The sequence below is a fragment of the Kitasatospora sp. NPDC059646 genome (assembly GCF_042734615.1).
Classification (GTDB): Bacteria; Actinomycetota; Actinomycetes; order Streptomycetales; family Streptomycetaceae; genus Kitasatospora.
Genome location: NZ_JBHWDS010000016.1, coordinates 141,555 through 155,011, shown reverse-complemented (window position 1 = coordinate 155,011; position 13,457 = coordinate 141,555). Strand labels below are relative to the sequence as shown.

Annotated in this window: 12 protein-coding genes; 7 read left to right on the top strand and 5 right to left on the bottom strand. The window is 73.4% G+C overall.

From position 1 onward, the window contains the following. Positions 1 to 44: 44 nt before the first annotated feature. The 3 genes from ACFV1L_RS14550 to ACFV1L_RS14540 form a co-directional block, all read right to left on the bottom strand. On the bottom strand, positions 45 to 608 hold the full coding sequence (locus tag ACFV1L_RS14550; protein WP_380365811.1) for a YbjN domain-containing protein: 564 nt from the start codon (positions 606 to 608) through the stop codon (positions 45 to 47). A gap of 184 nt (positions 609 to 792) precedes the next feature. Further along, positions 793 to 3,396: an ATP-dependent chaperone ClpB gene (gene clpB / locus ACFV1L_RS14545; RefSeq protein WP_380365810.1), complete on the bottom strand. Its 2,604-nt coding sequence runs from the start codon at positions 3,394 to 3,396 to the stop codon at positions 793 to 795. Positions 3,397 to 3,473: 77 nt separating this feature from the next. Then, complete coding sequence (locus ACFV1L_RS14540) at positions 3,474 to 4,400, bottom strand: LysR family transcriptional regulator (protein ID WP_380365808.1); 927 nt, start codon at positions 4,398 to 4,400, stop codon at positions 3,474 to 3,476. Positions 4,401 to 4,471: 71 nt separating this feature from the next. Here ACFV1L_RS14540 and ACFV1L_RS14535 point away from each other — a divergent pair, with 71 nt between their 5' ends. From ACFV1L_RS14535 to ACFV1L_RS14510, 6 genes are all read left to right on the top strand, one after another. Beyond that, a complete protein-coding gene (locus tag ACFV1L_RS14535; protein ID WP_380365806.1) occupies positions 4,472 to 5,575 on the top strand; it encodes a TDT family transporter in 1,104 nt (367 codons plus the stop codon). 633 nt (positions 5,576 to 6,208) lie between these two features. Continuing rightward, positions 6,209 to 7,213 carry a LuxR C-terminal-related transcriptional regulator gene (locus tag ACFV1L_RS14530; RefSeq protein ID WP_380365805.1) on the top strand — a complete coding sequence of 335 codons (1,005 nt, stop codon included), beginning with the start codon at positions 6,209 to 6,211 and terminating at the stop codon, positions 7,211 to 7,213. After that, the gene (locus ACFV1L_RS14525; protein ID WP_380365804.1) at positions 7,206 to 8,171 is read left to right on the top strand and encodes a helix-turn-helix domain-containing protein; all 966 of its coding nucleotides are present in this window, start codon (positions 7,206 to 7,208) and stop codon (positions 8,169 to 8,171) included. Before ACFV1L_RS14530 ends, ACFV1L_RS14525 begins: the two co-directional genes overlap by 8 nt. Continuing rightward, positions 8,168 to 9,118, top strand: coding sequence for a LuxR C-terminal-related transcriptional regulator (locus tag ACFV1L_RS14520; protein ID WP_380365802.1), 951 nt, complete (start codon positions 8,168 to 8,170; stop codon positions 9,116 to 9,118). Before ACFV1L_RS14525 ends, ACFV1L_RS14520 begins: the two co-directional genes overlap by 4 nt. Then, positions 9,115 to 10,068, top strand: a complete 954-nt coding sequence (locus ACFV1L_RS14515; RefSeq protein WP_380365800.1) for a LuxR C-terminal-related transcriptional regulator — start codon at positions 9,115 to 9,117, stop codon at positions 10,066 to 10,068. Before ACFV1L_RS14520 ends, ACFV1L_RS14515 begins: the two co-directional genes overlap by 4 nt. Before the next feature lie 55 nt (positions 10,069 to 10,123). Continuing rightward, the gene (locus tag ACFV1L_RS14510) at positions 10,124 to 11,116 is read left to right on the top strand and encodes a LuxR C-terminal-related transcriptional regulator (RefSeq protein WP_380365798.1); all 993 of its coding nucleotides are present in this window, start codon (positions 10,124 to 10,126) and stop codon (positions 11,114 to 11,116) included. 7 nt (positions 11,117 to 11,123) lie between these two features. On the opposite strand, the gene ACFV1L_RS14505 is transcribed toward ACFV1L_RS14510, so the two are convergent. Then, positions 11,124 to 11,744, bottom strand: a complete 621-nt coding sequence (locus ACFV1L_RS14505) for a hypothetical protein (RefSeq protein WP_157032096.1) — start codon at positions 11,742 to 11,744, stop codon at positions 11,124 to 11,126. A 401-nt stretch (positions 11,745 to 12,145) separates the two neighbouring features. Between ACFV1L_RS14505 and ACFV1L_RS14500 the strand changes: the two genes are divergently transcribed. Continuing rightward, entirely contained in the window at positions 12,146 to 12,340 is a 195-nt protein-coding gene (locus tag ACFV1L_RS14500) for a hypothetical protein (RefSeq protein WP_380365796.1), read from the top strand. Between the two features lie 16 nt (positions 12,341 to 12,356). Here ACFV1L_RS14500 and ACFV1L_RS14495 read toward each other — a convergent pair whose 3' ends face one another. Then, positions 12,357 to 13,424: a hypothetical protein gene (locus ACFV1L_RS14495; RefSeq protein ID WP_380365794.1), complete on the bottom strand. Its 1,068-nt coding sequence runs from the start codon at positions 13,422 to 13,424 to the stop codon at positions 12,357 to 12,359. Between the last annotated feature and the right edge of the window lie 33 nt (positions 13,425 to 13,457).

The following is a 13,457-nucleotide window of genomic DNA, read 5'->3' as shown; positions in this document are numbered from 1 at the left end:
CCGCCGATCGGCGGACGGGCCCTCCCGCGACGTGTTCCGGAGGGTCAGGCCTCGGCCGGGCCGTCCTCGCCGTCGGTGGCGTCCTTGTCGTCCTCGACCTGCTCCTGCAGGCCCAGGCGCTCGACCATCCACTGCTCGAAGCCGACCGCGGCCTGGGTCCAGTTGGCGGTGGTGCCGACGAAGTACTCCAGGCTGACGCCGTTGCCGACGATCATCTGGGACTCGCCGATCAGGCGGACCACGCCGTCCTCGTGGGTGTGGGTGTAGACCTTGGGCCACAGGGTCTCGCGGTTCCACTCGTCGATCAGGTCGAGGATCTCGCCCTTCTTCTCGAGCGGGAACGCCCGGTCGTAGAAGGCGCGGACCGCGAACAGCTCCTTGTGGTCGCCGCGGAACATGTAGTAGACGCGGAAGTTCTCCCAGGGGGCGGTGAGGTCGCCCTCCTCGTCCACCACGTGCTTGAGCTGCATCTGGTCGAGCAGCTGGGCGACCAGGTTCTGGTCCGGGACGATCACCGGCGGCGGCCCGGCCGGAGCGCCACCGGGCTGTCCGCCCTGCGGCGGCTGCGGCAGGCCGAAGGACGGGATGGACGACGGGTCGATGCTCACGGGGGTGTCCCTTTCACGGTGCACAAGTTCGGCTGCCGATGGGGGCCGCCTTCTCCTGCCCCCATCCTGCCGCATTCGGGGCCCGCGGCACAGAGCGGCGCCGCGGCGTGATCGCCTGCTCCCGGCGGGTGCGCACGCGCGCCGGCGGGCGGAGCCGCGAGGGGCTCCGCCCGCCGGACGGACGTCACTTCACCAGCGAGGGCTTCGGGCCGACGCTGAGCCGGTCCCCCGTCTCGTCCCGGTCGACCAGGACGGTGTCCCCGTCGTGGACCCGGCCGGAGAGGATCTCCTTGGCCAGCTGGTCGCCGATCGCGGACTGCACCAGGCGGCGCAGCGGGCGGGCGCCGTACGCCGGGTCGTAGCCGGTCAGCGAGAGCCAGTCCCGGGCGGCCGGGGTGACGTCCAGCGTGAGCCGGCGCTCGTGCAGGCGGCGGGCCAGCGCGGCGACCTGGAGGTCGACGATCCGGCTGAGCTCGGCGGTGCCCAGCGGGTCGAAGACCACGATGTCGTCGAGCCGGTTCAGGAACTCCGGCTTGAACGCCTGCCGGACGGTCTCCAGCACCAGCTCCTTCTTGCGCTCCTCCGGGGTGGTCGGGTCGATCAGGTGCACCGATCCCAGGTTGGAGGTGAGGATCAGGATGGTGTTGCGGAAGTCGACCGTGCGGCCCTGGCCGTCGGTGAGGCGGCCGTCGTCCAGCACCTGGAGCAGGACGTCGAACACTTCGGGGTGGGCCTTCTCCACCTCGTCCAGCAGCACCACGCTGTACGGGCGGCGGCGGACCGCCTCGGTGAGCTGGCCGCCCTCCTCGTAGCCGACGTACCCGGGCGGGGCGCCGACCAGGCGGGAGACCGAGTGCTTCTCGCCGTACTCGCTCATGTCGATCCGGACCATCGCCCGCTCGTCGTCGAACAGGAAGTCGGCGAGCGCCTTGGCCAGTTCGGTCTTGCCGACGCCGGTCGGGCCGAGGAACAGGAACGAGCCGGTCGGGCGGTCCGGGTCGGCGATGCCGGAGCGGGTGCGGCGCACCGCGTCGGACACCGCCTGGACGGCCTCCCGCTGGCCGATCAGGCGCTTGCCCAGCTCCTCCTCCATGCGCAGGAGCTTGGCGCTCTCGCCCTCCAGCAGGCGGCCGGCCGGGATGCCCGTCCAGGAGGAGACCACGTCGGCCACGTCGTCCGGGCCGACCTGCTCCTTGACCATGGTGGTGTTCGGCTCGTCCGCCGCGCGGTCCTGGGCCTCCGTCAACTCGCGTTCGGCGGCCGGGATCTCGGCGTACATCAGCTTGGAGGCGCGCTCGAAGTCGCCGTCGCGCTGGGCGCGGTCCAGCGCGCCGCGCAGGTCGTCCAGGCGCTCCTTGAGCTCGCCGACCCGGTTCAGGGACTTCTTCTCCTGCTCCCAGCGGGCGTTGAGGGTGCTCAGCTGCTCCTGCTTGTCGGCGAGGTCTCGGCGGAGCCGGCCGAGGCGCTCGACGGAGGCCGGGTCGGACTCCTTGTCCAGCGCGAGCTCCTCCATCCGCAGCCGGTCCACGGCGCGCTGGAGCTCGTCGATCTCCACCGGGGAGGAGTCGATCTCCATCCGCAGCCGGGACGCCGACTCGTCGACCAGGTCGATCGCCTTGTCGGGCAGGAAGCGGGAGGTGATGTACCGGTTGGACAGGGTGGCGGCGGCGACCAGCGCGGCGTCGGTGATCTCCACCTTGTGGTGCGCCTCGTAGCGGCCCTTCAGGCCGCGCAGGATGGCGATGGTGTCCTCGACGGTGGGCTCGCCGACCAGCACCTGCTGGAAGCGGCGCTCCAGGGCCGGGTCCTTCTCGATCCGCTCGCGGTACTCGTCCAGCGTGGTGGCGCCGACCATGCGCAGCTCGCCGCGGGCCAGCATCGGCTTGAGCATGTTGCCCGCGTCCATCGAGGAGTCGCCGCCGGCGCCCGCGCCGACCATGGTGTGCAGCTCGTCGATGAAGGTGATGACCTGGCCGTCGGAGTCCTTGATGTCGTTCAGGACGGCCTTCAGGCGCTCCTCGAACTCGCCGCGGAACTTGGCGCCCGCGACCATCGCCGCGAGGTCGAGCGCCACCAGGCGCTTGCCGCGCAGCGACTCCGGCACGTCGCCGGCGACGATGCGCTGGGCCAGGCCCTCGACGACGGCGGTCTTGCCGACGCCGGGCTCGCCGATCAGCACCGGGTTGTTCTTGGTGCGGCGGGAGAGCACCTGGACGACCCGGCGGATCTCCTGGTCGCGGCCGATCACCGGGTCGAGCTTGCCGTCCCGCGCGGCCTGGGTGAGGTCGGAGCCGTACTTCTCCAGCGCCTTGTAGGTGCCCTCCGGGTCGGGGGAGGTCACCCGGGCGCTGCCCCGGACGTCCTTGAACGCGGCGAGCAGGGCCTTCGGGGTGGCGCCGTGCTGCTTCAGCAGGTCGGCGACCGGGCCGCCCTCGGCGGCCAGGCCGACCAGCAGGTGCTCGGTGGAGACGTACTGGTCGTCCAGGTCGGCGGCGCGCTTGCCGGCCTCCTCCAGCACCGCGAGGGTGTCCCGCGCGAGCTGGGGGGCGGCGACCGTGGAACCCTGCGCGGCGGGCAGCGCGGCGGCCTGCTGGCGGGCGGCGAGGGCGATCGGCGCGGCATCCGCCCCGACGGCCTTCAGCAACGGGCGGGCCAGGCCCTCGGGCTGGTCGAGCAGGGCCAGCAGGATGTGCACCGGCTTGACGTCCGGGTTCCCCGCGGCGCCTGCCTGCCGGATGGCGGAGGACAGGGCCTCCTGCGTCTTGCTGGTGAACTTACTGGCGTCCACTGCGGGCATACCCCTCTCGTCTTCGGGACATCTCAACTCTGCTGAGTACAGCATGCACTAAGTTGAGTCTATTCCGCTCAACTTTTTCGAACCGGATCGGTGGAGGCGCCCCGGGTCAGCCCGAGCAGCTGCCGGGCCGGGCCCGCGGGGCGCTGCCCGGCCGGCCAGACCGCCCGCAGCGGGCGCTCCAGGTCCAGGCCGGCCAGCGGCACGGCCACCAGTCGGCGGGTGGCCAGCTCCTCGGTGACCGCCAGCTCGCTCAGGCAGACCGGGCCGGCGCCGGTCATCGCGGCGGCCTTCAGCGCCGTCGAGGAGGCCAGCTCCAGCCGGGGCGCGGCCGGCCCGCCGTACGGGGCGAGCGCCTCCTCCAGCACCTCCCGGGTGCCGGAGCCGACCTCGCGCAGCACCAGCGGGGTGGCGGCCAGTTCGGCGCCGGTGACCGGGGCGCGCCGGCGCGCCCAGCGGTGGTCGGGGGAGACCACCACCACCAGCCGGTCCGCGGCGACCACCGCGCCGGACAGTCCGGCCGGGGTCGAGGTGCCCTCGACGAAGCCGAGGTCGGCCTCGCCGGCCAGCACCCGGGCGGCGACGTCGGCGGAGTTCGCGGTGCGCAGCGTGACGGCCGTGCCCGGGCTGGCCTCGTTCAGGGCCAGCAGCCAGCCGGGCATCAGGTACTCGGCGACGGTCAGGCTGGCCACCACCCGCAGCCGGGCGTCCCGGCGTTCGCGCAGCGCGTCGATCCCGGCGTCCAGCGCCTGCGCGGCCTCCACCACCTGCCGGGCCCACTCGACCACCAGCCGGCCCGCCTCGGTGGGGCGCGAGCCCCGCGGCGAGCGCTCCAGCAGCGCCACCCCGATCTGCCGCTCCATGCCCTTGATCCGGGCGCTGGCGGCGGGCTGGCTGACCCCCAGCTCGGCCGCCGCCCGGCCGACGCTGCCCAGCCGGGCCACCGCGAGCAGCAGCTCCAGGGCGCCGATTTCCGGGACGTGCGGGGAGAGAGCCATAGGCCCAGGCTATGTCCTCATAGCGGACGCCTCGCTACCGCCGTCCCGCCCGCCCGCCGAGGGTGGGAACCATGGCAACCCTCCTCGCGCCGCGCACCACCCGCCTGCGCACCCTCGACCTGTCCCGGCTCGGCCCCAACTGGTACGCCGCCGTGATGGGCACCGCGATCACCGGCAACGGCGCCGCCGCGCTGCCGATCGACCTGCCGGGCCGGCTGGTCCTCGCCGAGGCGGTGTGGACGCTGTCGCTGCTGCTGCTCGCCGCGCTGCTCACGGCCCGCGCCGTGCACCTGGTGCGCCACCGCGAGCAGGCCCGCCGCACCCTGCTGGACGACCCGTCCGCCGCGGTGTTCTACGGCTGCCCGCCGATGGCGCTGCTGGCCGTCGGCTACGGCGCGCTGGCGGTCGGCGGCCCGGTGGTCGGCGAGCGGGCCGGCCTGGCGCTGGACGCGGTGCTGTGGAGCGCCGGAACGCTGTACGCGCTCGCGGTGGCCGCCGGGCTGCCGTACCTGATGATCACCCGGCACCGGCTGTCCGCGCTGGAGGCCAACCCGACCTGGCTGCTGCCGGTGGTGGCCCCGATGGTGGCCGCCGCGCTCGGCCCGGCGCTGGTGCCGCACCTGCCGGAGGGGGCGGCCCGGCAGGCCCTGCTGTACGGGTGCGTGGCGATGTTCGGGGCCAGCCTGCTGGCGACCCTGGTGCTGCTGCCGGTGGTGTTCGGCGGGCTGGTGCACAGCAAGCTGCCCGCGGTGGTGCTGACGCCGTCGCTGTTCCTGGTGCTCGGCCCGCTCGGCCAGTCCACCACCGCCGTCCACCAGTTCGCCGACGCGCTGCCGTCCGCGCTGCCGGGCGCCGGGCGGGCGGCGGCCGAGACGGCCCGCGGGCTGGCCGAGGTCTACGGGGTGGCCGTGATGGGCTTCGCGCTGCTGTGGCTGGCCGTGGCGCTGGTGGCGAACGGGCGGGCGCTGCGCGCCGGGATGCCGTTCGCGATGACCTGGTGGGCGTTCACCTTCCCGGTCGGCACCCTCGTCACCGGCACGGCCGCGCTGGCCCGGCACACCGGGTTCGGCGGGTTCACGGTGCTGGCGGGCGCGCTGTGGCTGCTGCTGGCCACCGCCTGGGCGGTGGCCGGCGTGCACACCGTGGCCGGGCTGCGGGCGGGCCGGCTGCTGTAGCGGGCGCGGCGGCCGCATTCTCGGCCGGGAATCGGGGCGGTCGATTCGGCGCAGGCCGTTCCGGATCGGTGGATTCGGCGAAGATTGCGGAATTCCCGGTGACGGCAGTGACATTTCGGCAGGCCGCGACGCTACCGCCCCAGGTGCCGAATGCCTGTTCGGGGAGGGGGGAAATGCTTCGAATACCGGGATTCCGGCCACTCGGCCGAGCAGTTTGCTGCAGGTTCCTGCACTTGCGGGAACCTGCAGTCGGAGAGCACTTGTTCGGCGTTGCCCGCGCTGTGAAGGTGTAGACACGTCAAGTCGTCCCGGGCCGCCGCAGCCCGAGTCGGCGACTTGCTCTTCGCGTGGGGGCGACAGGTGCGTTCGTATCTGCGCAACGGGGGGAAGAGCACCGGCCCGGACGCCATGTGTGGTGATGGCGGACGGACCAGGTATCGGTGAGGCGTTGCTGCTCCGCCTCGCCGAAAGCGCCTTGACGCTTGGCGTGACACGAGCGGGTCCTCCGGGAGCCGGACGCTACGGCGTCCGCCCCGGGGGACGCGCCCGTCCGCGGGGACTCCCGCCGTCGAGCCGGACGGCCCTGCTGAGATCATCGTCCGCAACGGAGGAACACGGCAGGGAGAGCTCGACGTGGCTGCGGACCACCCGAAGTCCGACCCGGACGACACGCTGCCGGAGGACGACGCCGCCAGGCTGTACCTGGCCATCCTGACCGCCGGCGGCCGGATCCCGCTCGAGAACCCGGCGCTGCCCGGGACCGACCTCGACCTCGAGCGCCAACAGGCCCTGCTGGAACAGCTGGTGGCCGTCGGCCTGGTACTGCCCAACCGCATCGACGGCTGCTACGTCGCGGTCAGCCCGCGCGCCGTCGCCGAACGCCTCGGCGCCGACATGCGCGCCCAGGCCACCCGCCTGCTGCTGGACGCCGACCGGCTGCCCGCCGCCCTCGACCCGCTGGCCCGCGCCTACGACGCCGTCCCGCGGCCCGCCGACCGGGCCCGCCGGGCGGTGTACGTGGACGGCCAGGAGAGCATCCGGCTCCGGATCGCGCAGCTGGTCTCCGACTGCCGGCTCGAACTGCTCAGCGCCCAGCCCGGCCTGCGCCCGCCCGGAGTGCTCGAACTCGCCCACACCCAGGACCAGTTGATGCTCCGCCGGGGCGGCACCATGCGCACCCTCTACCAGCCGGTCGCCCTCACCGAGGACAGCGCCGTCCGGCACGCCACCGCGATGGCCGAACAGGGCGCCCAACTCCGCGTCCTGGACGAGCCGTTCCTGCGCCTGATCGTCATCGACCGGCGGATCGCCGTGATCCCCGCCGCCGACGACCACAGCCGCGCCGCGTTCGTCGAGGACCCCGCGGCCATCGCCTACCTGGTGGCCGGCTTCGAACGCGACTGGGCACGCGCCGACCAGGTCCACTGGCACAGCCTGGACGGCCGCACCCTCACCCGCACCGTCACCCACCGGGTCGGCCGGATGCTCGCCCAGGGCCTCACCCAGCGCGCCGTCGCCACCCGGCTCGGCCTGTCCGAGCGCACCGTCGCCGGCCACATCTCCCGGCTGCGCGAACTGCACAACGCCCAGACCCTGTTCCAGCTCGGCTGGCTGATGAGAGGCGGCGGACGTGGCTGACCCCGCCCCCGGGGCCGCGCCGGTCGACGACCCGGCGCAGCGCCTCTACCTGGACGTCCTGGAGGCCGGCGGCCGGATCGCCGCCGACCTGGTCGCCGACCGGCAGACCGCCCTCGCCGAACTGCTCCGCACCGGCCTGCTGGTCTCCGACGGCCTCGACGGCGCCTACCTGGCCGTCGACCCGCGCTTCGTGGCCGAGACCCTCGGCGCCGAGATGAACGCCCAGGCCGCCCGCCTGCTCAACCGCGCCGAGCGCCTGCCCGCCCGCCTCGAACCGCTGATCACCGCGTACGAGAGCGTCCCCCGGCCGATCGAGCCGGTCAGCTGCGACGTCCAGATGGTCGGCCTCGAACACATCCGCCAGCGGATCGCCCAGCTCGGCGCCGACTGCCGCGAGGAGGCCCTCACCGCGCACCCCGGGGCACTCGCCCCCGCCGCCCTGGAGACCTCGCTGCACCAGGAACTGCCGGTGCTCCGGCGCGGCTGCCGGATCCGCACCCTCTACCGGCCCTGCGTGCTCGCCGAGCCCGCCGCGGTCCGCTACGCCGCCGCGCTCACCGAGGCCGGCGGCGAGGTCCGGCTGCTCGACGAGCCGTTCCAGCGCGCCCTGGTCTTCGACCGCACCACCGCCGTGGTCCCCGCCGCCGAGGACCCCGGCCGGGCCGCGCTGATCCTCGACCCCGCCACCGTCGCGATGATCGTGGCCGGCTTCGAACGCGACTGGGCGCGGGCCGAACGCGTCCGCTGGGACCTGCTGATCGACACCGCCCCCACCCGGGCCGCCGCCGACCAGATCGGCCGCCTGCTCGCCCAGGGCCTCACCCAGCGCGCCGTCGCCGCCCGCCTCGGCCTGTCCGAGCGCACCGTCGCCGCCCACATCTCCCGGCTGCGCGACCAGCACGGCGCCGAGACGCTGTTCCAGCTCGGCTGGCTGATGCGCGGGGGCGAGGCCCCGTGACCGAACCGGACGTCGCCCCGCCGACCGAGGCCGAGAAGGCCCTCTTCCACGCCGTCCTGCAGGCCGGCCGGGTCTCGCTGCGCGAGGTGATGGAACAGGACGCCGCCGCGGCCGCCAGGCTGCTGGAACTGGGCCTGCTGGCGCACTACCAGGTCGACGGCTGGGTGGCGGCCGCCAACCCGCGCACCGTCGGCACGCGGCTCGGCGCCGCCCTGCGCGAACACGCCACCGGCCTGCTCGCCCGGGCCGACCGGGTGGCGGACGACCTCGACGAGCTGGCCGAGTCCTACGACTCCGCGCAGCGCCGCGCCGAACCCGGCCCCGGAATCACCCACGTGACCGGCCTCGAACAGATCCAGCACCGCCTGCTGGTGATCGAGGACGAGTACCGGGAGGAGGGCCTGGCCGCCCAACCCGGGCCGCGCCCGCCGGAGTTCCTCGACGACGACTCCCGGATCCGCAAGGCGCTGGCCCGCGGCGTCACCGCCGACATCCTCTACCAGCCGGTCTCCCGGCACACCGAGCACACCGCCTGCTACGCCGCTGCGGCCACCGAGTGGGGCATGCGGGTGCGGGTCCTGGACGAGCCGTTCGCCCGCATGCTGATCTTCGACCGCAGGGTCGCGGTCATCCCGGCGGCCGCCGACAACGCCGTCGCCGCCTTCGTCGAGGACCCCGTCGTCGTCGACCACCTGGTCACCGTCTTCCAGCGCGACTTCGCCCGCGCCGTCCGCGTCCCCTGGCACGACCTGACGGGCCGCCGGGTCCCCGAGACCCCTCGCCGGATCGGCGAACTGCTCGCCACCGGCCTCACCCAGCGCGCCGTCGCCACCCGGCTGGGCCTGTCGGAGCGCACCGTCGCCGCCCACATCGCCCGCCTGCGCGAACGCTACGACGCCGAGACGCTCTTCCAACTCGGCTGGCTGATGCGGGACGGTGCGCGGTGACGGACCGGCTGCCGAGCGACGCCGAGCGGGCGCTGTACCGCCAAGTGCTGGAGCAGGGCGGCCGGGTGATGTTCCGTGAGGCGATGCAGCAGGACGCCGCCGCCACCCTGCGGCTGATCGAGATCGGCCTGCTGATCCACCACGCCGTCGACGAGTCGCTGAGCGCCGTCAACCCCCGCGCGGTGGCCGACCGGCTGAGCGCCGACCTCCGCGAGGCCGCGATCCGCAAGCTGGCGAACTCCCAGCGGACCTCGGCCCAGCTGGAGGACCTGGTGCACGCCTACGACCTGGCGCTGCGCCGCCCCGACCGGGCGCACGCGGTGGAGCGGGTGAACGACCGCCGGCAGATCCGGCACCGCATCATGCAGATCGAGTCCGAGATGCACGAGGAGACGCTCGCCGCGCAGCCCGGCGGCGCCCGCCCGGTCGGCCAGATGCGGCAGGCCCTCCAGCGCTCGCTGGACTTCCTCGCCCGCGGCATCGGCCTGCGCACCCTCTACCAGCCGGGCGCCCTCGCCGACCCGCCCACCGTCGACTACGCCGCGACGGTCTCGGCCGGCGGCGAACGGATCCGGGTCCTGGACGAGCCGTTCCGGCGGATGCTGATCTTCGACCGGCGGATCGCGATCATCTCCGCCTCGCCGGACGACAACCACGCCGCCTTCGTCGAGGACCCCGCCGTCCTGGCCACCCTGATCGACCTGTTCGAACGCGACTGGGCGCGCGCCGCCCGGATCGACTGGCACGCGCTGGCCGGCCGCCCGCGCGACACCGGCGTCCCGAAGGAGGTCGGCGCCCTGCTCGCGCAGGGCCTCACCCAGCGCGCCATCGCCTCCCGGCTGGGCCTGTCGGAGCGGACCGTGGCCGCCCACATCGCCCGCCTGCGGGAGCTCTACGATGCGGAGACCCTGTTCCAGCTCGGCTGGCAGCTGCGCGGGACGCCGGAGTGACGATCGGAGCCGACCGCCGGGGCCCGCCCGGGGCGGCCCGGAAGGAGTGGGAGCTGTGAGCGAGCCGAACGGAGCCGCCCTGCCGAGCGCCTCGGAACGGCGGCTCTACCAGCGGATCCTGGACCAGGGCGGACGGGTGGCGTTCCGCGAAGCGGTCGAACAGGACCCGGCGGGCGTGCTGCGCCTGCTGGACCTCGGACTGCTGGTGCACGACGGCGCCGACCAGTCGCTGACGGCGGTCAACCCGCGCACGGTCGGCGACCGGATCAGCGCCGAGCTCCGCGCCGAGGGCACCCGGATGCTGCTGCGCGCCGAGGAGATGCCCGCGCTGCTGGAGGACCTCACCCACGCCTACGACGCCACCCCGCGCCGCGCCGACCGCTCCAGCGTGGTGCAGCACGTCGAGCGGACCGACCGGATCCGGGAGCGGGTACGGCAGTTGGAGACCGCGGCGACCGAGGAGATCCTCGCCATGCGGCCCGGGCGGGTGTGCCGGAGCGACTTCCAGGCCGACTCCCTGGAGCGCACCCGCGACTTCCTGGCGAGCGGCGCCTCGCTGCACACCGTCTACGAGCCGGCCGCGCTGCTGGACGAGCCGACGGTGCGTTGGGCGGAGTCCGTCACCGCGTGGGGCGGCCGGTTCCGGACGCTGAGCGAACCGTTCGGCCGGATGCTGGTCTTCGACCGGCGGATCGCCGTCGTCCCGGCGTCGGCGGACAACTCCAGCGCCGCGGTGGTGGAGGATCCGGCGGTGGTGGAGTTCCTGGTCGCGGCGTTCGAGCGGGACTGGGCGCGGGCCGATCGGGTCCAGTGGCGCACGGCCGACTACGGCGAGGAGAGCGCCGTCCCCGTCCACGAGCAGGTCGGCCGCCTGCTCGCCCAGGGCCTGACGCAGCGTTCGATCGCCACCCGCCTCGGCCTGTCCGAACGGACCGTGGCGGGCCACATCTCCCGGCTGCGCGAACTGCACGACGCGGAGACCCTGTTCCAGCTGGGCTGGCAGATGCGGGGGGCCGAGGACCCGCCCCGGGCCGCGGCGTCGGACTGACCGGGCGTCAGCCGGTGGCGATCTCGGGGGACCAGAAGCCGTACGGGCCGGTGTGCTCGCGGCGCGGCCGCGGGAACTGCTCGCCGGGCGCGGTCCAGAAGCCGCTGCGCAGCGACAGCGCCATGCCGGCCCAGTCCAGTGCGGTCTCCACGGTGTGGTGCAGGGCCTCCTGCGACCAGGTGTCGTCGAACACCAGCGGCAGCACGGGGGAGACCTGCTCGATGGTGGCGATCAGCGGGTTGTGGGTGATCGCCTCGTCGACCAGCAGCACGATCGGCTTGCGCAGCGCCGAGGCCCAGCCGAGCTCCAGGCTCACGCCGGCCGACAGCGGGGCGCCGATGTAGGCGAAGACCAGGTCGGCGCTCTGCATCGCCCGGAAGTCCGAGGGGACCCGCGGCTCGGGGGCCCGGCCGGCCACCGTCCACGCGTCGCTGTGGTGGGCGCTGTACACCGCGGCCCCGCTGCGCAGCAGGGTGCTCCGCAGGGTGGTCAGCCTGGTCCGGCTGGCCAGCGTCACGACGCTGTCGGCCGGCCCGGTCAGCCGCATCAGGGGCGCGGCCAGGAACACCCGTGCCCGTCGGCCTTCACTGCTGCTGACCGTCTGGTGACGCAGATCTGGCTCACTCATTTCGACTCCGGGGGAAAGGCCTGGCCCGGGTGTGGTCCGGTCAGGCATTCGTTGTTTGGGAATGCTGCTGAGCATCCGCTATCGTCTCGACAAAATTGGCGCGCCCATGCCATCTGCGGTTCCCCCGTGCACGGGACTTGCCGTTGCCGATCGATGGTGGACTGATCGTCTCGGTAGGGGGGCCCGGCCGTCCACTGGTGCCCAGTGTCATCTCCCTGCCTGGCAGCGAGATGACACTGGGCACCCCTTGGGCTGCGGCCTGTCGGTCTGCGAAAGTTGTCGACGGTGAATTGGTAGGAGTCGGGGTGTGCTTGACTGACCGTCGTACTCTGGACGCTGATATGACTGGTCGCCGGAGCAGGCCCGACTCGTCGGACCGGCTTGGGGGAAGGAGAGTCCCAATGCGCAGGACGCGCCACTTCGTGGCATCGGCCGCACTCGTGCTGACAGCGGTGGTGTTCGGGGCTGCCCCGGCCCACGCCACCGACATCATCTGGACCGGTTCGAAGTCGGACCCCGTCACGGCGGAGGCCGCCTCGGCGCCGCTGCCGCTGCCGAAGGTCCAGTCCCTCACGTCCGACATCATCTGGACGTGATGAACGCCGGACGTCGCTAGTCGAGGGCTCCCTCGGCATCCATCGCATCCATCATCGGATTGCTGCGGTGGCCCTCGGCCAGCTTCCAGCCCAGCTGAAACAGCGTCTCCGCGTTGTATTCCTCGCGCAGTTCGGCGATGTGCCGGGCCAGCGTCCGTTCGCTGAGGCCCAGGTTCCTGGCTATCACCCGGTGGCCCACGCCCTGCAGCAGCATTCTGATGATGTTCTGCCGGAGCAGTGAGACGACCTCGACCGGCACGTCGTTTCCGTCGAGGAACGGAATCGCGCGCTCCCAGCAGAGCTCGAACGTGTTGACCAGATAGGCGATCACCGGTTCGTCGCGGACGACCGCCGCCCGTTCGTTGTCGTCGGCGAACGGAATGATGGCGATTCTGCGGTCGATGACGATCAGCCTGGTGAACGGCTCGCCCAGCGTCCGCACCTCGCCGCCCGCCCTGGTCACCGCCGCGACGTACTCGCGGACCGGCGCCGAATAGCGGGTGCTCGGCTGGTAGATCGTCCGGCGTGCGACGCCCCGGCGGAGCATTCCGGTGTCCAGGGCTATCGCCGTGGCCGGCGGGAACGACCGGGCACCGCCGCCGGGCTGCGCGCTGAGCACCTCGTGGTTGGCCGACTGGCCGAATTCGGCCAACCGCCGGTTGATCTCGGCCTTTCCGGAGATGTGTTCGACGATCCCGCCGGTCTGGTCGGACGCCAGCCCGCCGCCGTACGCCTGGCTCAGCTCCTGGAGGTCCGCGGGCAGGTTCGCGGCCCTGGTCAGCAGCTCCAGGGCACTGCGCTGCCAGGAGGCGCTCAGGCCGGCGGCCAGCTGCTGCGGGTCGACCGCCATCAGCAGCTTGGGGTCGTTGACGTCCGGGACCAGCAGGCCGATGTCCAGCAGTTCCTGGAGCGCCGCCGGACGCTGGTCCTCCGGTCGGGCGGGGCACGAGCGGCCGGCGGTCCCGAGGATCGATTTGTAGAGTTCGCGGGCCTCGGCAGACACGACACCGAGGCCGGCGGTGGTGAGACCTGGCACTTCAGCCCTGTCCATCTGTTGCCCCTGCCCTAGCTCGAACGGCGCCACGATCCTCTTGTGGGGGTGATCCTAGGCGGCGAT

Coding starts and splice junctions, on each gene's coding strand:
- ACFV1L_RS14540 (WP_380365808.1), bottom strand. CDS start 4,400: ATGGCTCTCTCCCCGCACGTCCCGGAAATCGGCGCCCTGGAGCTGCTG.
- ACFV1L_RS14500 (WP_380365796.1), top strand. CDS start 12,146: ATGCGCAGGACGCGCCACTTCGTGGCATCGGCCGCACTCGTGCTGACA.
- ACFV1L_RS14505 (WP_157032096.1), bottom strand. CDS start 11,744: ATGAGTGAGCCAGATCTGCGTCACCAGACGGTCAGCAGCAGTGAAGGC.
- ACFV1L_RS14535 (WP_380365806.1), top strand. CDS start 4,472: ATGGCAACCCTCCTCGCGCCGCGCACCACCCGCCTGCGCACCCTCGAC.